The organism is Gordonia sp. p3-SID1431, from assembly GCF_025143765.1.
GTDB classification, from domain to species: Bacteria; Actinomycetota; Actinomycetes; order Mycobacteriales; family Mycobacteriaceae; genus Gordonia; species Gordonia hongkongensis.
This window is the reverse complement of sequence record NZ_JAMBDT010000049.1, coordinates 14661-36287: the sequence shown is the minus strand read 5'-3', so window position 1 is coordinate 36287 and position 21627 is coordinate 14661. Positions and strand designations below refer to the sequence as shown.

Sequence of the window (21627 nt, the reverse complement as noted above, 5' to 3'; positions counted from 1 at the left end):
CCGTCGGGCCGACCGGGGGCGGCGTCAGATCAGAGCTTGTTGACCGCGAGGGCGATGGCCGACTTCTTGTTGGCGGCCTGGTTGGCGTGGATGACGCCCTTGCTGGCAGCCTTGTCGAGCTTGCGGCTGGCGGTCTGGCCGAGCTCGGCGGCCTTCGCCTTGTCGCCGGACTCGACAGCCTCACGGAAGCTGCGGATCGCGGTACGAAGGGCCGACTTCACCGACTGGTTGCGCTGGCGGTTCGCTTCGTTGGTGCGATTGCGCTTGATCTGAGACTTGATGTTTGCCACGCGTGTTACCTCTGTCGTTGCTGGTGGATATGTCTGTCTGTTCGGGTCGGGCGGTCGGCCCTGGGGGCTGAACTCGCACCGGGCGGTGTCGGCACGTGAAGCATCTCCACGGCGTCACCGCAACAGCGCACAACATTACCAGCCGGGGTCAGCCCGCCAAAATCCGTGCGTCGGGAACGACGGGCCGCCGCGTCGGCCAATAAGAATCATCGTGAACTTATGTCTACGGTGGACCCATCATGTCCGTCGTTTACGTACACATCGGCCTTCCCAAGACCGGGACCACACACCTCCAGGATCGCCTCTGGCGAAACCGCGACCTGGCCTTGCAGTCCTCCGGGCTGCTGTACCCGGGCAACGTGATCTCCGATCACTTCCATGCCGCGGTGCACCTGCAGCCGGAGCGATACCTCGACTGGGTCGATCCCGCCTTCGCCGGGACATGGCCGACGCTCCTCGGTCAGATCCGGGCCTGGCCGCAGATCTCGTTGCTGTCGCACGAGCTGTACAGCACCGCGACCGTCGACCAGATCGAACGGTTGATGGCCGACCTGTCCTTCGCCGACGAGGTCCACGTGATCGCGACCGTCCGCGACCTCGGCCGCCAGCTCCCGTCCGTGTGGCAGGAGAACGTGAAGAACCAGCGGCGGGCGTCGTTCGACGAGTTCGTGGATTCGGTGGCCTTCGCTTCCGAGGGGCGCCGGACCGGCGGTCCCGTCATCGTCAGCACCCCCGCTGACGATTCCCCGGCCGACGAGGTCGACGAGGAGCCGTTCTGGGAGTTCCAGGACTACGTCGGCATCCTGGAACGCTGGTCGCGTGCCGTCGGACCCGAGCGTGTCCACATCGTCACGGTGCCGCCCCGCGGGGCAGCGCCGGGCGACACGCTCTGGGATCGGTTCCTGCGCGTGATGAACATCGATCCGGTCCCGCTGCGGATCCCGGTCCCCAGCCTGAACAGCTCGCTGTCCGCGCCGCAGGCCGAGTTCCTGCGCGGCCTCAACCGCCGCCTGCAGCCGGACGTCATCGAGTGGCGCCGATACGAGCGGATCATCAAGGGGCAGGTGATCGGGGAGATCCTGTTCGAGGCACCGTCCGGCCCACCGCAGGGACTCTCGGACAAGAGCCGGGAGTGGGCGGCGGGGGAGTCCCGGCGGATGGTCGCGGCGGTCCGCGACGCCGGCTACGACGTCGTCGGTGACCTCGACGATCTGGTGGTGTCGCCCGAACACGACGCCGGCGACGTACCGCCGCCGTCGGACGGCGAGGTGCTCGACGTCGCGCTCGACACGATCGCGGCGATGGTGCTCGCGGCGCCCTTGCCCAAGGTCGGACCCCGTGCGCGGACGCGGGCGGCGAATGTGGTGCGCCGGGTCAAGCGGCGGGTGATCGCCGCGCGCCGATCATCCTGATCGGTGGCCCCGGATCGGCGGTGCGGCTTCGTCGATGACACGGCCGGTCGACGTCCTGCCGATTTCGGCATTCTGTAGCACCATGGCAGTTTATGACCCCCGCATCGACAAGTGCGCCAGCCAAGAAGGCGGCGCGTAAGTCCGCAGCCGCGAAAGCGGCGTCGTCCACCTCGTCGGGACGGACGGCCTCCGCCAAGTCCGGTTCGACCAAGGGTTCCGGTTCCGGCAGCCGGTCGGCGAAGGGCGCGGGCGACGCGACCACCGGGGAGAACTTCACCGGCAATTTCGGCGGGTACGCAAAAGGCCCGTACGGCAAGGCATATGACGAGATGTTCGATGCCGCCGGTGAGGTGCGGACACCGTACCGCGGTATCTACAAGGCCATGGCCGACGAGGATCAGTCCGACCTCGTGGAGGCCCGTGTGGAGGCCCTCGGGCGTGCCTATCTCGACCAGGGTGTGACGTTCTCGCTGTCCGGCAAGGAACGCCCCTTCCCGTTGGATGTTGTACCACGGGTGATCTCGGCCGCGGAGTGGAACAAGCTCGAGGCGGGTATCACCCAGCGCGTACAGGCGCTGGAACTCTTCCTCGACGACATCTACGGCGAGCAGGAGATCCTGCGCGACGGGGTGTTGCCCAAGCGACTCGTCCACTCCTGTGAGCACTTCCATCGACAGGCGGCAAACATTCGGCCGCCCAACGGTGTTCGCATCCACGTCGCGGGTATCGATCTGATCCGCGACGAGAACGGCGACTTCCGGGTCCTCGAGGACAATCTGCGGTCGCCGTCGGGCGTCTCCTATGTGCTCGAGAACCGGCGCGCGATGGCCCGCGTCTTCCCGGACCTGTTCTCCAAACACAAGGTGCGTGCGGTCGCCGACTATCCGAGCCACCTCCTGCGCGCGCTGCGCGCGTCGGCGGCGTTCAACGAGGCCGACCCGAACATCGTCGTGCTGACCCCGGGCGTGGCCAACTCGGCCTACTTCGAGCACTCGCTCCTCGCACGCCTGATGGGCGTCGAGCTGGTCGAGGGTCGTGACCTGTTCTGCCGCGACAATGTCGTGTACATGCGCACGACCGAGGGGGAGCAGCGGGTCGACGTCATCTATCGCCGCATCGACGACGACTTCCTGGATCCCATGCAGTTCCGGCCGGATTCGATGCTCGGCGTGGCGGGGCTGCTGAACGCCGCACGCGCGGGCAACGTGGTGATCTCCAGTGCGGTCGGCAACGGCGTCGGCGACGACAAGCTGATCTACACTTACGTGCCGGAGATCATCCAGTACTACCTCGGCGAGAAGCCGAGTCTCCAGAACGTCGACACCCTGCGCTGCTGGCTCCCCGACGAGTGCGAGGAGGTGCTCGACCGCATCGACGAACTCGTCGTGAAACCCGTTGAGGGATCGGGTGGTTACGGCATCGTCTTCGGCCCCGACGCGACCGGCGCCGAGTTGGACGCACTGGCACGCAAGGTCCGCAACGATCCGCGCGGGTGGATCGCACAGCCGGTCGTGCAGCTGTCGACGGTACCGACGAAGATCGGTGACGACATCCGACCACGCCACGTCGACCTGCGTCCGTTCGCGGTCAACGACGGTGAGTCCGTGTGGGTCCTGCCCGGTGGCCTGACCCGGGTGGCGCTGCCGGAGGGATCGCTCGTCGTCAACTCGAGCCAGGGCGGCGGTTCCAAGGACACCTGGGTGCTGGCCTCGCGCGCCTCCGAGGGGGACCGGGAGTTGTCGGGCGCGAAGGTCGTGACGACGAGCGGTGTCGCCGCCGCCCGGCCGGCGGAGAGCGCCCCCGACCCGGTGCACACGCAGACTCAACAGCAACAGCAGGGTTCGATGATGCAGCAGATGGGCTCCATGATGCAGCAGTTGGGTGGGACGCAGCAGATGGATGGCATGACGCCGCAACCGAGTCCGACGGCCACGTCCGGCGACATGACACAGCAGCAGGGCGGTGACGTCCGATGATGCTGGCGCGGAACGCCGAATCGCTCTACTGGATCGGCAGATACGTCGAGCGCGCCGACGACATGGCGCGCATCCTCGATGTCGCGATCCACCAGATCCTCGAGGACACCACGGTCGACGTCGACCGGCAGGCACGCCTGATCATCCAGGTGCTCGGGCTCACCACGCCGGAGGACGACGACGAGCTCGATGTCTGGTCGCTGACCGAACGCGTCGCCTACGACGCCGACGCGGTGGGGTCGATCGTCGACCTGATCCGGGCGGCGCGGGAAAACGCCCGGGGCGCACGCGAAGTCACGTCCAGCGAGTTGTGGGAATGCCTCAACACCACCTACAACGGACTCGACGGCGCCGAACGGCGCTCGCGTCGCCTCGGTCCCCACGAGTTCCTGTCGTACGTGAAGAACCGGGCGGCGATGTTCGCGGGTCTCGCGGACGCCACCCTCAGCCACGACGACGGCTACCGGTACCTGCTGCTGGGCCGGTCGGTGGAGCGGGTCGACATGACCATCCGGATGTTGCTGTCCCGCGCCGGAGATCGGACGACGTCGCCGGCCTGGGTGAACGTCCTCGTGTCCGCCGGCGGGCACGACACCTTCCTGCGGACCTACCGCGGTGTGCTGGACGCGGAGAACATCGTCGAGTTCATGCTTCTCGACCGGCTGTTCCCACGGTCGATCTTCCACGCCCTCAGCGTCGCCGAGCGCAATCTGGGCCAGCTCGAGAGTGGGCCGAGCCGGGTCGGGGCCCAGGCCGAGGCGCAGTTGCTGCTGGGCCGCGCGCGCAGTTCGCTCGAGTTCCTCGAACCCGGGAAGTTGCTCGACGATCTGCAGGACCGGCTCGTCGACCTGCAGGACACCTGCCGCGCGGTCAACGAGGCGGTCACGAAGCAGTATTTCCATGTGTCGCCCTATGTCTCGTGGGCCGACGCCCGCGTCAGCGACGGGCACGTCATCGAGGAGAGTGAGCTGTGAGCTGGCGTCTGCGTGTTGTCCATTCCACGGGCTTCGCCTACCACAGTCCGGTCACCTCGTCGTACAACGAGGCCCGGCTCACCCCGCGCAGCGACGCCCGCCAGAACGTGATCGTCAACCGGGTCGAGACCGTCCCGGCGACGAGGTCCTACCGGTACACCGACTACTGGGGTACCGCGGTCACCGCGTTCGATCTGCACGCGCCGCACAACGAACTCGAGGTCTCGGGGCTGTCGGTCGTCGAAACCGAGGCCGGACAACGCCCCGACGAGGAGGATCAGGTCTCGTGGGACGACGTGAACAGCGATCACGTCATCGACCGGTATGACGAGATGCTGTCTTACACACCGTATGTCGCCCGCAACCGGTCACTGTTGTCGACCGCGAAGAAGGTGACCAAGGGGCTCACCCCCGAGGAGGCGGTCGAGGCGGTGTGTCGCTTCATCCACACCGAGATGGAGTACGTCCCCGGCACGACGGGCGTGCACACCACCGCGGTCGATGCGTGGACCGATCGCAAGGGCGTGTGTCAGGACTACGCGCACCTCACCCTGCTGATGCTCCGCGGGCTGGGCATCCCCGCCCGGTACGTGTCGGGGTATCTCCATCCCGAACCCGACGCCGAGATCGACAAGACGGTGCAGGGTCAGAGTCACGCCTGGATCGAGGCGTGGACGGGTGGCTGGTGGGGTTATGACCCGACCAACGACACCCCGATCACCGAGCAGCATGTGTCGGTGGGCGTGGGTCGTGACTACGCCGATGTGTCGCCGCTGAAGGGTATCTACACCGGCGGCGGCGCGACCGACCTCGACGTCATCGTCGAGATCACCCGGCTCGCCTAGGATTTCGCCCCCGGGTCACCGCCAGCCGTAGCGCCCGCGGAGTTCCTGCGCGACGGCGTCGAACGTCGTGCGGTCGAGAATTGCGCCTTCCCGGCGGATGCCGTCGTCGTCGACGACGAGTACACGGTCGAGGCGCACGAAGCTCGGCCGGCCCTGGGAATCCCATGCGCCCGACCCGACGGGAAGCCAGTTGCCGTCATCCCGGTGGTCCTTGCTCGACAGCATGAGCCCGAGCACGGTGTCGGACCGGTCGGCCCGGGCGTCCCGGCCGACGACCAGGACCGGCCGGTCCTTTCCCTGGTTCGGGTCGTCCTCGTAGGCGACCCAGGTCCACACGATCTCGCCGGGGTCGGCGTCGCCGTCGAGGTCGGGGGCATAGCTGATGGTGCGGGCGAGATCGGTTGTCGGCCGAAGTGCGGGCCGGGCGTCGCGACTGGTCACCGTCAGGAGTCCTCTCCGGAGATGTCGGGCAGCAGGAAGTCCTCGATCGCGTCCGCGGTGAGGGCTGCGGTGGGTTTTCTCTTCGGGTTGAGGTCGTGTCCGACCTTCTCGAGTTCGACGATGTGTGTCGGCGCATCGATGAGGCCGATCGCGCGGGTCATCTCGTCGGTGGTGCCGAACGGGTCGGTGCTCCCGTGGACCACGAGGGTCGGGACGGTGATCGACGGCAGGTGTTCGGTGCGCAGTCGGTCGGGCTTGCCCGGCGGATGCAGCGGATACGACGTCAGCAGCAGGCCGTCGGCCAGAGCTGTTCCGTCCTCGGCGATGGCCATCGAGGACTGTCGCCCGCCATAGGAGTGGCCACCGACGATCAGCGGCCCGTCGGACTCGGCGCGCAGCGTTGCGCACGCGGCACGGATGCCGTCCCGGTCGGCGGCGGCGGTGGACGGGCTGGGCGGACCCTTGGGCCGGCGCCGTCGATACGGCAGGTCGATCCGGGCGACGACGAACCCGCGGTCACACAGTTCCTCGGCCAAGGCACGCAGGATCACGGCGTCGCGGTTGCCACCTGCGCCGTGGGCGAGGACGAGCGTGGCACGTGCCGGGATCCCCGGGCGGTGTACCTCGGCGGCGACGTCGTCGGACTCGATGGTGGTGACGGTGGACGCGGACACGGCTGCCACCGTAGCGCCTTCGGAGGTGCTCGCGGACTTCTCCGATCCCTGAGGAGGCCCGGAGCCTGCGGAGGGCCGTCTCTCCGATCCCTGAGGAGGCCCGGAGCCTGCGGAGGGCCGTCTCGAAGGGGGAGACGTGGCCGGACGCGCCACGCGGGGTGCTCATGAGAAACTGGAGGACAACCCGTATCCGTACCCGTTCTCTACCGAAGTTCTCGTTCGAGGAGTAGTTCCATTCCCACCTTCGCCGACACCACCTTCACCGATCCGGCACGTATCCGGAACTTCTGCATCATCGCCCACATCGACCACGGCAAGTCGACGCTGGCAGACCGGATGCTGCAGCTCACCGGCGTCGTCGAAGAGCGGCAGATGCGGGCGCAGTACCTCGATCGAATGGACATCGAGCGCGAGCGCGGCATCACCATCAAGGCGCAGAACGTCCGTCTGCCCTGGACGGTGAAGTCGGCGGAGGGCGACGAGGACTACGTCCTGCACCTCATCGACACCCCCGGGCACGTCGACTTCACCTACGAGGTGTCCCGCGCTCTGGAGGCGTGCGAAGGAGCTGTGCTGCTCGTCGACGCCGCGCAGGGCATCGAGGCCCAGACCCTCGCCAACCTGTATCTGGCGATGGAGAACGATCTCACCATCATCCCGGTGCTGAACAAGATCGACCTGCCCGCGGCCGACCCCGAGCGCTACGCTGCCGAACTCGCGCACATCGTGGGCTGCGAGCCGGAAGACGTGCTGCGTGTGTCGGGCAAGACCGGCGTCGGGGTCACCGAGCTGCTCGACGAGGTCATCCGGAAGGTGCCGGCTCCGGTGGGCGACTCCGACGCCCCGGCGCGGGCGATGATCTTCGACTCGGTGTACGACACCTATCGCGGCGTGGTCACCTACGTCCGGGTCGTCGACGGCAAGATCGTGCCGCGGGAGAAGATCCTGATGATGTCGACCGGCACAACGCACGAGCTGCTCGAGGTGGGCATCGTGTCCCCGGAACCGAAGCCGACCACGGGACTGGGTGTCGGCGAGGTCGGTTACCTGATCACGGGTGTGAAGGACGTCCGCCAGTCGAAGGTCGGCGACACCGTCACCACCGCCCGCCGGGGTGCCGAGCAGGCGCTGACGGGGTACCGCGAGCCGCGCCCGATGGTCTACTCGGGGCTGTACCCGCTCGACGGATCCGACTACCCGGTCCTGCGTGAGGCGCTCGAAAAGCTGCAACTCAATGACGCCGCCCTGACCTTCGAGCCGGAGACCTCGGTCGCGCTCGGCTTCGGGTTCCGCTGCGGCTTCCTCGGCCTGCTGCACATGGAGATCACCCGCGAGCGTCTCGAGCGCGAATTCAACCTCGATCTGATCTCGACCGCCCCCAACGTCGTGTACCGGGTGGTGATGGAAGACGGTTCGGAACATGTGGTGACCAACCCGTCGGACTGGCCGGAAGGCAAGACCCGGCACATCTACGAACCCATCGTGAAGACCACGGTCATCGCGCCGAGCGAGTTCATCGGCGCCATCATGGAGCTGTGCCAGTCGCGTCGAGGCGAGCTCGGCGGGATGGACTACCTGTCGGAGACGCGCGTGGAACTGCGGTACACGCTGCCCATGGCCGAGATCATCTTCGACTTCTTCGACGCCTTGAAGTCGCGGACGCGCGGCTACGCCAGCCTCGACTACGAGGAGGCGGGCGAGCAGGAAGCCGACCTGGTGAAGGTCGACATCCTGCTCCAGGGCGAGGCCGTCGACGCGTTCAGTGCAATCGTCCACAAGGACGCCGCGTATGCCTACGGCAACCGGATGGCGATCAAGCTCAAGGAGCTCATCCCGCGTCAGCAGTTCGAGGTCCCGGTGCAGGCCGCCGTCGGCTCGAAGATCATTGCGCGCGAGAACATCCGAGCCATCCGCAAGGACGTGCTGGCAAAGTGCTACGGCGGCGACATCAGCCGTAAGCGCAAACTGCTCGAGAAGCAGAAGGAGGGCAAGAAGCGGATGAAGACCATCGGTCGCGTCGAGGTCCCGCAGGAGGCCTTCGTGGCCGCGCTCTCCACCGACGCGGTGGGTGACAAGCCGAAGGGGAAGTGATGGGCGACGGGCAGACCGGGAGCGGGGAGACGATGACCGCAGCACAGGGCACCAATCCGGTACTGGCGCAAAGCGGCCTGCCCTACGACCTCCCCGACTTCGCATCGATCTCCGACGACGACTTCCTGCCGGCGTTCACCGAGGCCATGGCGTCGCACGTGGCCGAGGTGGAGGCGATTGCGGCCGATCCCGCGGCGCCCACCTTCGCCAACACGATCGAAGCCCTGGAGCTGTCGGGGCGCGACCTGGCCCGGGCGTCGGGGATCTTCTTCAACCTCGTCGGGCCCGACACGAACCCCAGACGCAACGAGATCTCCCAGGAGCTGTCGACGCTCCTGACCGATCACGCGAACACGATCGCAATGAATCCGGTTCTCTTCGAACGGATCTCCGACCTCCACTCGCGCGCCGACGAACTCCATCTCACCGAAGCTCAGCGCCGGCTGCTCGACAAGCGGTACCGGGAATCGGTCCGCGCCGGAGCCGGACTCGACCCCGACGCACAGGGTGAGATGCGAGAGATCGCTTCTCGCCTGGCCTATCTCACGACGACGTTCTCCCAGAAGATCCTCGACGACACCAACGATTCGGCGGTGCTCGTCGACGATGTCGCCGCACTCGACGGTCTGTCGGCCGGACAGATCGCCGCCGCCCGCCGCGCCGCCGCCGAGGCCGGGCACGACAGCGGATACCTCCTCACGCTCGAACTCCCGACGAGCCAGTCGGTGCTCACCGAAGTGACGAATGCCGATGTGCGCCGGCGGGTGTTCGACGCGTCGGTGGGGCGGTGCGCCCGAGGCAACGAACACGACACCCGGGAACTGGTCCTCGAGATCGTCCGCCTGCGGGCACGCCGAGCAGAGATGCTCGGCTACCGGGACCACGCCGAGTACGTGATCGCCGAGCAGACGGCGCCGGACCCGGGTGCCGTCGACGACATGCTGCGCGAGCTCAACTCCTCGGCCATGCGTGCCGGTGGCCGCGAACTCACCCGGCTCACCGAGTTCGCGGGTGACGCGACGATCGGCCCCGCCGATCTCACCTTCTGGCTCGATCGGGAGAAGCGGTCGCACTCGGCGGTGCCGCTCGACGACTTCGCGAACTATTGCGAACTGGACGCGGTGCTGACCCGGGGCGTCTTCTTCGCCGCGAACAAGCTGTACGGCCTCAGCTTTCGGGAGATCACCGATCTCCCGCTGTACCACCCGGATGTGCGCGCCTGGGAGGTACGCGACGACGCGGGCGTCGGTATCGGGCTCTTCCTCGGCGACTTCTACGCCCGGCCGTCGAAACGCGGCGGGGCGTGGATGAACAACATCGTCGACCAGTCGTCGGTCCTGCACACCCAGCCGATCATCGTGAACGTGTTGAACCTGACCAAACCCGATGCCGGACAACCGTGCCTGCTCACGATGGATCAGCTCACCACGCTCTTCCACGAGTTCGGGCACGCCCTGCACGGGTTGCTGTCGTCGGTCGACTACCCGTCGCAATCCGGGACATCGGTACCGCGGGACTTCGTCGAGTTCCCGTCGCAGGTGAACGAGATGTGGGCGCTGCACCCGGAAGTGCTGGCGAACTACGCCCGGCATCACGAGACCGGAGAGCCGATCCCGGCCGAGCTCGCCGATGCGGCGCGGGAGTCGGCGGGAGCCGAGTCCGCGCACGGCACCATCGAATACCTCGCCGCATCCTCGCTGGACCTGGCCTGGCACCGGTTGTCGGTGGCGGAGGCCGAGGCGGTGGCCGACGTCGAGGCCTTCGAGGCGCAGGCGCTCACCGACGCGGGCCTGCACACCGAGCTGATCCCGCCGCGCTACCGGAGCTCGTACTTCAACCACATCTTCGGTGGCGGCTACTCCGCCGGCTACTACAGCTACATCTGGTCGGAGGTGCTCGACGCGGAGACCGAGCAATGGTTCCTTGCCGAGGGCGGGTTGCGTCGCGAGAACGGCCGCCGGTTCGCCGACGCCACACTCTCCCGCGGCGACAGCGTGGATCCGCTTGTCGCACATGAGGGCCTGATCGGTCGCCGGCCGCGCATCGAACCGCTGCTGCGGCGCCGGGGGCTCGCGGCCTGATCGGGTTCCGGTCATGACGACGACGCGCACCCCGCGCCGGGACCTCTCGGCGTTCGCGGTGCTGAGCATCGTGACCGCGATCGTCGTGATCGGGCTCAAACTGATCGCGTGGCGGATCACCGGCTCGGTCGGTCTGCTCTCCGACGCGCTGGAGTCCACCGTCAACCTCGTTGCTGCGATCGGAGCGTTCGTCGCGCTGCGGGTGGCGGCGAAGCCGCCGGACCGGAGCCACAACTTCGGGCACACCAAGGCGGAATACCTCTCGGCGGTGTTCGAGGGGGTGATGATCGTCGTCGCGGCGGTCGTCATCGTCGCGACGGCCGTCGACCGCCTGCTCCACCCGGAGGAACTGGACGAAGTCGGCATGGGACTGGCGATCTCGGTGGGCGCGACGGTGGTCAACGCGGTCGTCGGCTGGGTGCTCATCCGCGCCGGTCGACGTCATCGGTCGCTGACCCTCGAAGCCGACGGCAAACATCTCATGACCGACGTGTGGACGACGGCCGGCGTCGTGGTCGGTGTGTTCCTGGTCGACGCGACCGGCTGGCTGCCGCTCGACCCGCTGATCGCCATCGCGGTGGCTGCCAACATCCTCGTCGTGGGCGGACGGCTGGTCTGGCGATCCGGTGCGGGACTGATGGACTCGGCGCTGCCCGACGACCTGCGCGCCGCGATCGACGCCGTCCTCGCGCGTCACCGCGCCGACCGGATCGACTTCCACGACGTCCGCACGCGGGAGGCCGGCCATGAACGGTTCGTCCAGTTGCACATGCTCGTCCCCGGTAACTGGTCGGTGCAGCGCGCGCACGACCTGGCCGAGACGATCGAGGACGAACTCCGCGCCGCGGTCGACGATCTCACCGTGACCCTGCACGTCGAACCGATCAACGACCCACGCGCCTACGAGGACTGGCGGCTGGACTGAGCGCGTTTCGGCTCGTCGCGCTCAGTGATTCGCCGGCTGGAAGGTGGCCTGGTGGGCGGCTTCCTCGGCGCGGATCACATGCATCACCGCATTGATGAGGGCGAGGTGGGTGAACGCCTGCGGGAAGTTGCCGAGATGCTGTCCGGTCTTGGCGTCGATCTCCTCGGCGTACAGCTTGAGCGGGCTCGAGTAGGACAGCAGTCGTTCACACAGCGTCTTCGCCCGCGGCAGTTCGCCGATCTCGACGAGGGCCGACACCAGCCAGAACGAGCAGATGGTGAACGTACCCTCTTCGCCGCTGAGGCCGTCGTCGGTCTCCTCGACCCGGTAGCGGAGCACCAGTTCGTTCTCGGTGAGTTCGTCGGCGATCGCGAGAACCGTTGCGCGCACCCGGGGGTCGTCCGGCGGCAGGAATCGCAGCAGCGGGACGAGTAGTAACGAGGCATCGAGCGCGTCGTCGCCGTAACGCTGGGTGAACACCCCGCGCTCGTTGACCCCGTGCGCCAGGACGTCGGCCTTGATCTCCTCCGCGATCGCGGCCCACTCGCGCGCGTGGGCCTGCTCGCCGTGCATCGTCGCGAGGCGTGACCCGCGGTCGAGGGCGACCCAGCACATGACCTTCGAGGACGTGAAATGCTGCGGCTCCCCGCGCACCTCCCAGATGCCGCGGTCGGGATCCTTCCAGTGCTTGATCGCTTCTTCGACCTGGGCCTTCAACACGGGCCACAGCGTCTCCGGCACCGCTTCGTGCGATTTGATGTTGAGGTACACCGAGTCGAGCATCGTGCCCCAGATGTCGTGCTGTGCCTGGTTGTACGCGCCGTTGCCGATACGGACCGGCCGTGCGCCGTCGTAGCCCGAGAGATGGGTCAGCTCTTCCTCTTCCAGGGTGCGTTCGCCGCCGACGCCGTACATCACCTGCAGCGGATGACGTTCACCGTTGGTGATTCCAGAGACATCGGCGATGAAGGAGAAGAAGTCGTCGGCCTCGCGGTCGAGACCGAGCGTGTACAGACCCCACAGGGCGAAGGTCGAGTCACGCACCCACGCATATCGGTAGTCCCAGTTGCGTTCGCCCTGAGGCGTTTCCGGCAGCGACGTGGTCGCGGCGGCGAGCAGCGCGCCGGTCGGGGAGTAGGTGAGTCCCTTCAGCGTGAGGGCCGAACGCTGCAGATGTGAGCGCCACGGATGATCGGGGAAGCTGCCGATGTTGATCCATTGCCGCCACGACTCGCTTGTCGCCCACATCTTCTGGGCGGCTTCCTCGAAGTTCTGCGGCGCCGGCTGCCGGGACCAGCTGAGTGCGACGAAGCGGTTGTCGCCTTCGACGAGCCGGGTACGTGCCCGCGCTTCGCGACCTTCCAGACCCAGCCGGAGGTCCGTGGTGAGTTTCAGGGTGGGCGTGTCGGCATCGGTGTCCCTGGCGGTCGCGATCGCCTCGCCGTAGGCCGGGCCCGAGTACTCCCACTTCGTCGTCCCGCGGTGGTAGTCGAAGGCGGGTTCGCAACTCATGTGCAGTTCGACGGTGCCGGACACGCAGCGCACGGTGCGCAGCAGGATGTGTTCGGCGTCCCAGTCGGTGGGTGTCCGGCGGTGCGTCTTCGAACGACGTTCGTTGTCGTGCCACGGACCCATGACCAGTGCGTCACGGACGATGATCCAACCGGTGTCGGTCTGCCAGGTGGTCTCGACCATCAGGCTGCCGGGCAGGTAGCGCCGATCCACCGGGACGTTCACGCCGTAGGGCGCCAGTCGGAAGTGGCCGGCGCTACGGTCGAGGATGGCGCCGAAGACGCTCGGGGAATCGGGCCGGGGTATGCACATCCACTCGACGGAGCCGTTGCGCGCGATGAGACAGTTGGTCTCGGTGTCGGACAGGAACGCGTAGTCGCCGATCGGCGGGAAGGCGCTCGTGTGCGACGGTGCCGGGGGAGCCGCCGGGGAGACGTCGGCGTCGGCCGCGGTCCCGGATGCCCGCGGCGGCACGGTCGGCAGGGACGTTACGGTGGAGTCATCTGCGACAGACATGAGTTCCATCATTGCGACGGGTTCTCGCCGACGCCACTCGGCTCCCGTGAGCGAGACAGTGGCGGTGATCACGGACTCGGAGCGACGCAGATGCCGCGGACGGGTATACGGCTCCCCGCGGGAACGGATGCACGGATGACGGGGTGATGAGGTGTCGGCGTTCTTCGACTGGTGGGACAGCGTGGAGGAGTGGCTCACGGGCCTGTCCTTCGTGCCCCAGTTGCTGGTGACCGTCGCCGTCGTGATCCCGGTGGCGATCCTCATCGCCTACGTGCTCAGTCTGCTGGTCGACGCCGCTGCCACGCTGGTCGACCGACGCCGCTTCGCCGACGACGACGGGACCGGATTGTGAAGAAGATACTGCGCTCGCCGGTCACCTTCGCGCTGCTGGCGCTGCTGGTCCTGGTCATCATCGCCTGGCTTGTCACGGGCTGAGCGTCCCAAGCTGGTCGTCACCGGTAGATCTGTGGGTTCGGCAACCCTTCGTGACGGCCCTCCGCAGGCTCCGGGCCTCCTCAGGGAGCGGGTGGTGTTCCGGCCCCTGCGCAGTATGACGAACTCGCTGCGCCTTAGGGTGCGCCCACTTTACTGCTCCCTGAGGAGCGAGCTTGCGAGCGTCACGAAGGGTCTTCGCAACCCCGGTCGCCCAGACCCTTCGTGGCTTCGTCGCTATCGCTCCTCGCACCTCAGGGAGCAATGGGGGTCGCTTCTTTCCGCATTAGGGAGCAGGGGTTGTGGGTTTCCCTAGGGACCCACAGCGCGGCGAACTGACGGTTCAATGTCCGGCGGGGACAGCTCGTTGATCCGCCGCCGTGCGGTAGAGCGACCCGATCGCCTCGATGACGTCCGGATGGGTGCCGAGGGGACCGGCGACGAGGGTGTCGTCGACCAGGGCGTCGAGAACCGACTCGACCCGCTCGGTGAGCAGTCCGGCCGACAGGAAGTACGGACTCACCGCGATACGTCGGGCACCGCCGGCGCGGAGTCGGCGCACGGCCGAGACGACGGCGCGATTGTGCGGCCCCAGCTTGGTCGCGAAGACCACCTCGACCGGCCGGTGGAGCCGTGTCGAGAGTTCGATCGCCCGTAGGCGCACCGAACGATCGGCGGCCGGGTCGGAGGACCCGACCGCGGACAGGATCACACCGTCGTGCGGGCCCAGGCCGGCCTCGATCAGACGGTCCGCCAGTGCCCCGGCCAACGACCGGGTCCCCATGACGTCGGTCTGCCGGGCGGTCGGTCGTCGCGACGCGATGATCGACGGTAGGTCGATCTTGTGGTGGTACCCCGCCGACAGCAGCATCGGTACGACGACGGGACCGTGGTGCGGCGAATCCGACCCGCCCAGCTGTCCGAGAACGTCGCCCACGAGTGGCTCGTCGAGGTCGAGATAGGAGAGCACCACCTCGACACCGGGCAGGCTCGACGCGACGGCGTTCCGCACACGGCGCGCGGTCGCGCCGAAGCGCGGATCGCGACTGCCGTGTGCGGCGAGGACGAGAGTCGGTGTCACACCAACTCTTTGAGATGGAGCGGCGCCAAGGCGTCGCCCACGAGGCCTGCGGCCAGCGTGTTCCCGCCCTGCGGGTCGATGAGCAGGAAGCTGCCCGACTCCCGGTTGACCTGGTAGTCGTCGGCCGGGATCGGCTCGGCGGTCTGCACCGAGATCCGCACGATCTGGTTGAGCTCCACCGACTCCGGAGCCTCCATCAGGGCGAGGTTCTGCTCGTCGAACAGCGCGTCGAGGGCGCCGACGATCGCCTGGGTGGTCTTGGTGCCGTGCTTGAGGAGCAGGCGAGCGCCCGGGCGCAGGGGCTTCTCGGCGAGCCAGCAGACCGTTGCGCTGAACTGCTGCAACGGTTCCGGGGCGTCAGCGGCGGCGGCGATGAGGTCACCGCGCGAGATGTCGACGTCGTCTGCCAGCAGGATCGTGACACTGCGTCCGGTGTGCGCGGTGGGCAATTCGCCGTCGGCGGTGTCGATCTGGCTGACGGTGGTCCGCTGCCCCGACGGCAGGACGACCACCTCGTCGCCGACGGAGACCCGGCCGGCGGCGATCTGACCCGCGTAACCGCGGTAGTCGGGGTGTTCCGGCGTGCGGGGACGGATGACGTACTGGACCGGGAATCGCAGGCCGACGTCGTTGCGCTCCACCAGATTGGGCACGGTCTCGAGATGCTCGATGAGTGTGGGCCCGTCGTAGAAGGAGGTCGTCTCCGAGCGGTGGGCCACGTTGTCGCCGTGCAGCGCCGACACCGGGATCGCGGTGACCTGCTCGTCGGACCAGCCCAGCGATCGGGTGAGTTCGGCGAATTCAGCGGAGATCTCGGCGAACACCGACGCCTGATCGGTGACGAGGTCGATCTTGTTGACCGCGAGCACCAGCTGGGGCACGCCGAGCAGGGCCATCACCGCGGCATGGCGGCGGGTCTGGGCGACGACGCCGGTGCGGGCGTCGACGAGCAGGATCACCAGCTGCGCGGTCGACGCACCCGACACCGTGTTGCGGGTGTACTGGACGTGCCCGGGGGTGTCGGCGAGCACGAACGAGCGCGCGGGAGTGGCGAAGTAGCGGTAGGCGACATCGATGGTGATGCCCTGTTCGCGCTCGGCCCGCAGCCCGTCGACGAGCAGCGACAGGTCCGGGGTGTCGAGACCGCGGTCCACCGACGCCTTCGTGACCGCGTCGATCTGGTCGGCCAGAACGGATTTCGTGTCGTACAGCAGGCGGCCCACGAGCGTGGACTTACCGTCGTCGACACTGCCCGCGGTCGCGATGCGGAGGAGATCAGGAGCGTGCTTCATCAGAAATATCCTTCGCGCTTACGGTCTTCCATGGCGGCCTCGGAGACCCGGTCGTCGCCACGGGTGGCGCCACGCTCGGTCAGCCGCGACGCGGCGACCTCGGCGAGTACGGCCTCGTTGTCCGTGGCGTCGGAGAGGACCGCGCCGGTCGAGGAGCCGTCGCCGACGGTGCGGTAGCGCACCGAGAGGCGCTGCACCTCTTCGCCTTCGCGGGGACCGCCCCAGACTCCCGAGGTCATCCACATGCCGTCGCGCTGGTAGACCTCGCGCTCGTGGGCGTAGTAGATCGACGGGAGGAGCACCTGCTCGCGAGCGATGTAGCGCCAGATGTCGAGCTCGGTCCAGTTCGACAGCGGGAACACCCGCACGTGCTCGCCCGGGGCGTGGCGGCCGTTGTAGAGGTTCCACAGCTCGGGGCGCTGTCGCTTCGGGTCCCACTGGCCGAAGGCGTTGCGCAGCGAGAAGATCCGCTCCTTGGCGCGCGACCGCTCCTCGTCGCGGCGACCGCCGCCGAACACCGCGTCGAAACGGTTCTCGGTGATCGCGTCGAGCAGGGGGATGGTCTGCAGCGGGTTGCGGACTCCGTCGGGGCGCTCGGTGAGCCGACCGTCGGCGAGGTAGTCCTCCACCTTGGCCACATGCAGCCGCAGGTTGTGCCGTTCCACGACCTGGTCACGGAACTCGAGGACCTCGGGCAGGTTGTGCCCGGTGTCGACGTGCAGCAGCGAGAAGGGCAGTGGCGCAGGCCAGAACGCCTTGAGCGCGACGTGCAAAAGCACGGTGGAGTCCTTGCCGCCGGAGAACAGGATCACCGGCCGCTCGAACTCGCCCGCGACCTCGCGGAAGATGTGGATCGCCTCGGACTCCAGGGCGTCGAGTGTGGTGAACTCGTCGGCCTCCGCGGCGGCGCCGCTCGTCTGGGCAGCGGCGACGCCGGGCGTCGCCGGAACGGACGGTGTTTCGGTCACGGTCATGCGTGCAGCCCACATTCTGTCTTGGCGCGACCGGCCCAGCGGCCGCTGCGCGGATCGGATCCGGGTTCGGGTTTGGCGGTGCACGGTGCGCACCCGATGGAGGGGTATCCCTCGTCGACGAGCGGATTCACCAGCACGCCGTTGGTGTCGATGTAGTCCTGCATCGTCTCGTCGGACCAGGCCGCGATCGGATTGATCTTGACCAGTCCGAAGCCCTCGTCGAAGGAGATGAGCGGGGCGTTGGCCCGAGTCGGTGCCTCCACACGACGGATGCCCGTGATCCACGCGTCGTACCCGGCGAGTCCGGCCTTGAGCGGCACGACCTTGCGCAGGCGGCAGCATTCGCCCGGGTCGCGCGCGAAGAGGTTGCGCCCCAACAGCTCGTCCTGCTCGGCGACGCTCTGCTCGGGGGTCAGGTTCACCATCTCCACGCCCGGTCGAGCGAAGCGAGGGGCAGAATGGTTATAGACCTGCTCGACGGCGTCGCGGGTGCCGATGGTCTCGGCGAAGTGGTACCCGGTGTCGAGGAAGAGCACCTTGACGGGGTCGCCGTCGAGGAGCTCACGGTCGATGTTCTTCACCGCGAGGTCGACCAGGGCCGCGTCCTGCATGTTCGACGCGACGACGAAGTTGGTGCCGAAGGTCTGCGCGGTCCAGCGGATCAATTCCTCCGGGGTGGCGTCGGAACCGAGGTCTGCAGCACCCTTCTCGGCGATGTCCCGCAGCTGGTCCTCGCTGAAGCGCCGGCCCGTACGGGTGGTGGTCTCGATGGTCATCGCAGCGCCTCCTCATCGGCACGAACGGCCCACTGCGCGAACCGTTCACCCTCTTCGCGTTGGTCGACGAAGTTGCGGACCACGCGCTCGATGTAGTCACCCAGTTCGGTGCCCAGCACCTTGTGCTGGCGCAACTTGCGACCGAAACCCGAGTCCAGGCCCAGGCTGCCGCCGAGGTGGACCTGGAAGCCGTCGGTCTGGTTGCCGTCGGCGTCCTCGACGAGCTGTCCCTTGAAGCCGATGTCGGCGATCTGCGACCGTCCGCACGAGTTGGGGCAGCCGTTGATGTTCACCGTGATCGGCACGTCGAGCTGCGCGTTGATGTCGGCCAGCCGCTCGTCCAGTTCCGGGGCGAGGACCTGCGAGCGCTTGCGGGTCTCGGTGAACGACAGCTTGCAGAATTCGATGCCGCTGCACGCCAGCAGGTTCCGGCGCCACCGCGTGGGCCGGCCGTGCAGGCCGAGCGGCTTGAGCTCGTCGATCAGCCACTCGACCTTGTCGTCGGGGACGTCGAGGACGATCAGCTTCTGGTACGGGGTGAAGCGCACACGGTCGGAACCGGCCTCGGCGACCGCGTCGGCGGTCTTGGTCAGGATCGTGCCCGAGACGCGACCGGCGATGGGGGAGAAGCCGATCGCGTTGAGCCCGTTGCTCAGCTTCTGCACACCGATGTGGTCGATCGGGCGCTCGGGCTTCTCCGGCGCCGGGCCGTCGATCAGCTTGCGACCCAGGTACTCGTCCTCGAGCACCTGGCGGAACTTCTCGATGCCCCAGTCCTTGACGAGGAACTTCAGCCGCGCCTTGGCGCGCAGACGCCGGTACCCGTAGTCGCGGAAGATCGAGACCACGGCCTCCCAGACGTCGGGCACTTCGTCGAGCGGCACCCAGGCGCCGACGCGCTGGGCGAGCATCGGGTTGGTGGACAGTCCGCCGCCGACCCAGAGGTCGAGTCCGGGGCCGTGCTCGGGATGCACGACGCCGACGAACGCGACGTCGTTGATCTCGTGGACCACGTCCTGCTGGCCCGAGATCGCGGTCTTGAACTTGCGCGGCAGGTTCGAGTACTTCGGGTCGCCGATGTAGCGGCGCACGATCTCGTCGATGGCCGGGGTGGGGTCGAGGACCTCGTCGAGGGACTCGCCTGCGAGCGGCGAACCCAGCACGACGCGGGGGCAGTCGCCGCAGGCCTCGGTGGTCTGCAGCCCCACGCCCTCGAGGCGCTCCCAGATGGTCGGGACGTCTTCGATGCGGATCCAGTGGTACTGGACGTTCTCCCGGTCGGAGAGGTCGGCGGTGTCGCGGGCGAACTCGGTGGAGATCTCACCGAGGGTGCGCAGCTGAGCGACGTTGAGCGCACCGCCGTCGCAGCGCACCCGCATCATGAAGTGGCTGTCTTCGAGGATGTCGATGTTCTCGTCGCCGGTCCAGGTGCCGTCGTAACCCTCGGCGCGCTGGGTGTAGAGACCCCACCAGCGCATCCGGCCGCGCAGGTCCTGTCTGTCGATCGAGTCGAAACCCTGCTTGGAATAGATGTTCTCGATGCGCGCACGCACGTTGAGCGGGTTGTCGTCCTTCTTGACCTGCTCGTTCGGGTTCAGCGGCTCGCGATAACCGAGCTTCCACTGACCCTCGGCGCGGCGCTTGGTCGGACGGGCCTTGCGGGCCGGGCGCGCGGGCTTCGCGGCGGCCGGCTCTGCAGCGGCAGCGTCGTTCGGTGCACCCGGACCGGAAGCGGCGGGGGCGTCGGTGGTGGACGTCATGAACTCTCCTGTGCCGGCGCACAGGGCCGGCGTTCGTTGCACGAGTTACGGGCTGAAACGTGCCGGCATCCCCAGGGAATCGGGGACAAATCGGGGCCGAGACGTCGCTAGATGCGACAGAAAGCGCTGTTGACGCGCTTGAGATCAATGTGGCGGCGAGCTGCGAGCCACACCCCGGGGAAAATCACGCGGTCCATAGTGCCACGCTCCCTATCGGCTCGTCTACTTGGGGTTATTTTCCATCATGATGATGGAAACCAGGCCGGCCTCGACGCCTGCCTGCGCCGCACAACGCCGTCGAGTACTGCGCTGTTCCCGATCTGGGCGACGATTTCCTTCCACGTCGCCGCGATCGGCATCATGGAACGGTGAACGTCGACACCACCACCATCGCAGCCGACCTGGTTGCCGCTGCGTGCCGCGAGGTCGACACGGACGTACCACTCGCGCTGTACCTGCACGTCCCGTTCTGCGCGACCCGGTGTGGGTACTGCGACTTCAACACCTATACGGCGGGCGAACTCGGTTCGTCGTCGTCGCCGGAATCGTGGCAGCACGCGGTCGCCCGCGAACTCGAGGCGGCGTCGCGGATGCTGGCCCCCGGCCGGCCGGTCTCGACGATCTTCGTCGGCGGGGGCACCCCGTCGCTGCTCGGCGGCGACGGTCTCACACGACTCCTCGACGCCGTCCGGGTCCACTTCGACCTGTCCGACGACGTCGAGATCACCACCGAGTCGAATCCGGAGTCGACCTCGCCGGAGTTCTTCGACGACCTCCGCTCCGCCGGTTTCACCCGCATCTCGCTCGGCATGCAGTCGGCCGCCGCACACGTGCTCCGGCTGCTCGATCGCACGCACACCCCGGGTCGGGCGGTTGCGGCCGCCAGGGAGGCACGAGCGGCCGGGTTCGACCACGTCAACCTCGACCTGATCTACGGCACGCCCGGCGAGACCGACGCCGACCTGCACGCCACCGTTGATGCGGTGCTCGACGCCGGGGTCGACCATGTGTCGGCCTACGCGCTGATCGTCGAGGACGGCACCGCGCTCGCCCGCCGCATCCGGCGCGGGGAGATGCCAGCACCCGACGACGACGTCCTCGCCGACCGCTATCAGATCCTCGACCGTCGTCTGCGTGCGGACGGACTCGACTGGTACGAGGTGTCGAACTGGGCGCGCGGCGAGAAGTCGGTGTGTCGTCACAACATCGCCTACTGGCACAGCAACGACTGGTGGGGCATCGGTCCGGGGGCGCATTCCCACGTCGCCGGCGTGCGCTGGCTGAACGCCAAACATCCTGCGCGCTATGCGAAGTCGCTGGCGGACGGGGTCTTGCCGATCGCTTCGGCAGAACAGCTGACCCCCGAGGACCGGCACCTCGAGGCCGTCATGCTGACCACCCGGTGCCGCAGCGGACTGCCGCGCGACCTCCTCGACGACGCCGAGACCGCGCATGCCGAACAGCTCCGGGCCGCCGGACTGCTCACCGCGGCCGACGACGCCTACGTGCTCACCGACGCGGGTCGGTTGCTGGCCGACGGCGTGATCCGCCGCGTGCTCTGGGGCTGACGCGGGG

General features: G+C 67.8%; 18 protein-coding genes. 9 read left to right on the top strand and 9 right to left on the bottom strand.

Translation table 11 applies throughout. The annotated features are described in order from the left end of the window. Nucleotides 1–29: 29 nt before the first annotated feature. Nucleotides 30–290: a 30S ribosomal protein S20 gene (gene rpsT, locus M4D77_RS13870; protein WP_004023072.1), complete on the bottom strand. Its 261-nt coding sequence runs from the start codon at nt 288–290 to the stop codon at nt 30–32. Nucleotides 291–529: 239 nt separating this feature from the next. On the opposite strand from rpsT, the gene M4D77_RS13865 reads away from it, so the two are divergent. The 4 genes from M4D77_RS13865 to M4D77_RS13850 all read left to right on the top strand — a co-directional run bounded on the left by M4D77_RS13865 (nt 530) and on the right by M4D77_RS13850 (nt 5497). Next, nucleotides 530–1702: a hypothetical protein gene (locus tag M4D77_RS13865; RefSeq protein ID WP_068970225.1), complete on the top strand. Its 1173-nt coding sequence runs from the start codon at nt 530–532 to the stop codon at nt 1700–1702. A gap of 92 nt (nt 1703–1794) precedes the next feature. Beyond that, on the top strand, nt 1795–3678 hold the full coding sequence (locus tag M4D77_RS13860) for a circularly permuted type 2 ATP-grasp protein (protein ID WP_205333492.1): 1884 nt from the start codon (nt 1795–1797) through the stop codon (nt 3676–3678). Then, nucleotides 3675–4652: an alpha-E domain-containing protein gene (locus M4D77_RS13855; RefSeq protein ID WP_205333493.1), complete on the top strand. Its 978-nt coding sequence runs from the start codon at nt 3675–3677 to the stop codon at nt 4650–4652. Before M4D77_RS13860 ends, M4D77_RS13855 begins: the two co-directional genes overlap by 4 nt. Further along, nucleotides 4649–5497 carry a transglutaminase family protein gene (locus M4D77_RS13850; RefSeq protein ID WP_058252095.1) on the top strand — a complete coding sequence of 283 codons (849 nt, stop codon included), beginning with the start codon at nt 4649–4651 and terminating at the stop codon, nt 5495–5497. Before M4D77_RS13855 ends, M4D77_RS13850 begins: the two co-directional genes overlap by 4 nt. Before the next feature lie 15 nt (nt 5498–5512). On the opposite strand, the gene M4D77_RS13845 is transcribed toward M4D77_RS13850, so the two are convergent. Together M4D77_RS13845 and M4D77_RS13840 are read right to left on the bottom strand one after the other, a co-directional pair. Then, the gene (locus M4D77_RS13845) at nt 5513–5938 is read right to left on the bottom strand and encodes a type II toxin-antitoxin system PemK/MazF family toxin (RefSeq protein WP_259936439.1); all 426 of its coding nucleotides are present in this window, start codon (nt 5936–5938) and stop codon (nt 5513–5515) included. A gap of 2 nt (nt 5939–5940) precedes the next feature. After that, a complete protein-coding gene (locus tag M4D77_RS13840; protein WP_259936438.1) occupies nt 5941–6621 on the bottom strand; it encodes an alpha/beta fold hydrolase in 681 nt (226 codons plus the stop codon). A gap of 225 nt (nt 6622–6846) precedes the next feature. On the opposite strand from M4D77_RS13840, the gene lepA reads away from it, so the two are divergent. Genes lepA through M4D77_RS13825 form a run of 3 tightly spaced genes read left to right on the top strand, consistent with a single transcriptional unit; the run spans nt 6847 to nt 11709 of the window. Then, nucleotides 6847–8703, top strand: a complete 1857-nt coding sequence (gene lepA / locus M4D77_RS13835) for a translation elongation factor 4 (protein ID WP_078112904.1) — start codon at nt 6847–6849, stop codon at nt 8701–8703. A gap of 32 nt (nt 8704–8735) precedes the next feature. After that, on the top strand, nt 8736–10784 hold the full coding sequence (locus tag M4D77_RS13830) for a M3 family metallopeptidase (protein WP_259936437.1): 2049 nt from the start codon (nt 8736–8738) through the stop codon (nt 10782–10784). Nucleotides 10785–10797: 13 nt separating this feature from the next. Then, nucleotides 10798–11709 (top strand): cation diffusion facilitator family transporter, encoded by a 912-nt coding sequence (locus M4D77_RS13825; protein WP_259936436.1) that lies wholly within the window; start codon nt 10798–10800, stop codon nt 11707–11709. 21 nt (nt 11710–11730) lie between these two features. Here M4D77_RS13825 and M4D77_RS13820 read toward each other — a convergent pair whose 3' ends face one another. Then, complete coding sequence (locus tag M4D77_RS13820; protein ID WP_068970236.1) at nt 11731–13737, bottom strand: glycoside hydrolase family 15 protein; 2007 nt, start codon at nt 13735–13737, stop codon at nt 11731–11733. Between the two features lie 151 nt (nt 13738–13888). Between M4D77_RS13820 and M4D77_RS13815 the strand changes: the two genes are divergently transcribed. Further along, nucleotides 13889–14089: a hypothetical protein gene (locus M4D77_RS13815; RefSeq protein WP_055475487.1), complete on the top strand. Its 201-nt coding sequence runs from the start codon at nt 13889–13891 to the stop codon at nt 14087–14089. Between the two features lie 423 nt (nt 14090–14512). On the opposite strand, the gene M4D77_RS13810 is transcribed toward M4D77_RS13815, so the two are convergent. Genes M4D77_RS13810 through M4D77_RS13790 form a run of 5 tightly spaced genes read right to left on the bottom strand, consistent with a single transcriptional unit; the run spans nt 14513 to nt 20052 of the window. Further along, a complete protein-coding gene (locus M4D77_RS13810) occupies nt 14513–15250 on the bottom strand; it encodes a sirohydrochlorin chelatase (protein ID WP_259936435.1) in 738 nt (245 codons plus the stop codon). After that, nucleotides 15247–16542: a sulfate adenylyltransferase subunit 1 gene (locus M4D77_RS13805; RefSeq protein ID WP_065631474.1), complete on the bottom strand. Its 1296-nt coding sequence runs from the start codon at nt 16540–16542 to the stop codon at nt 15247–15249. The genes M4D77_RS13810 and M4D77_RS13805 overlap by 4 nt, the downstream gene beginning before the upstream one ends. Continuing rightward, nucleotides 16542–17531 (bottom strand): sulfate adenylyltransferase subunit CysD, encoded by a 990-nt coding sequence (gene cysD, locus M4D77_RS13800; RefSeq protein WP_176455919.1) that lies wholly within the window; start codon nt 17529–17531, stop codon nt 16542–16544. Before cysD ends, M4D77_RS13805 begins: the two co-directional genes overlap by 1 nt. Then, the gene (locus tag M4D77_RS13795; protein ID WP_137810283.1) at nt 17513–18292 is read right to left on the bottom strand and encodes a phosphoadenylyl-sulfate reductase; all 780 of its coding nucleotides are present in this window, start codon (nt 18290–18292) and stop codon (nt 17513–17515) included. The genes cysD and M4D77_RS13795 overlap by 19 nt, the downstream gene beginning before the upstream one ends. Continuing rightward, nucleotides 18289–20052 carry a nitrite/sulfite reductase gene (locus M4D77_RS13790; RefSeq protein WP_226513641.1) on the bottom strand — a complete coding sequence of 588 codons (1764 nt, stop codon included), beginning with the start codon at nt 20050–20052 and terminating at the stop codon, nt 18289–18291. Before M4D77_RS13790 ends, M4D77_RS13795 begins: the two co-directional genes overlap by 4 nt. Nucleotides 20053–20420: 368 nt before the next feature. Here M4D77_RS13790 and hemW point away from each other — a divergent pair, with 368 nt between their 5' ends. After that, nucleotides 20421–21620 (top strand): radical SAM family heme chaperone HemW, encoded by a 1200-nt coding sequence (gene hemW, locus M4D77_RS13785; RefSeq protein ID WP_055475481.1) that lies wholly within the window; start codon nt 20421–20423, stop codon nt 21618–21620. The last annotated feature ends 7 nt before the right edge of the window (nt 21621–21627 follow it).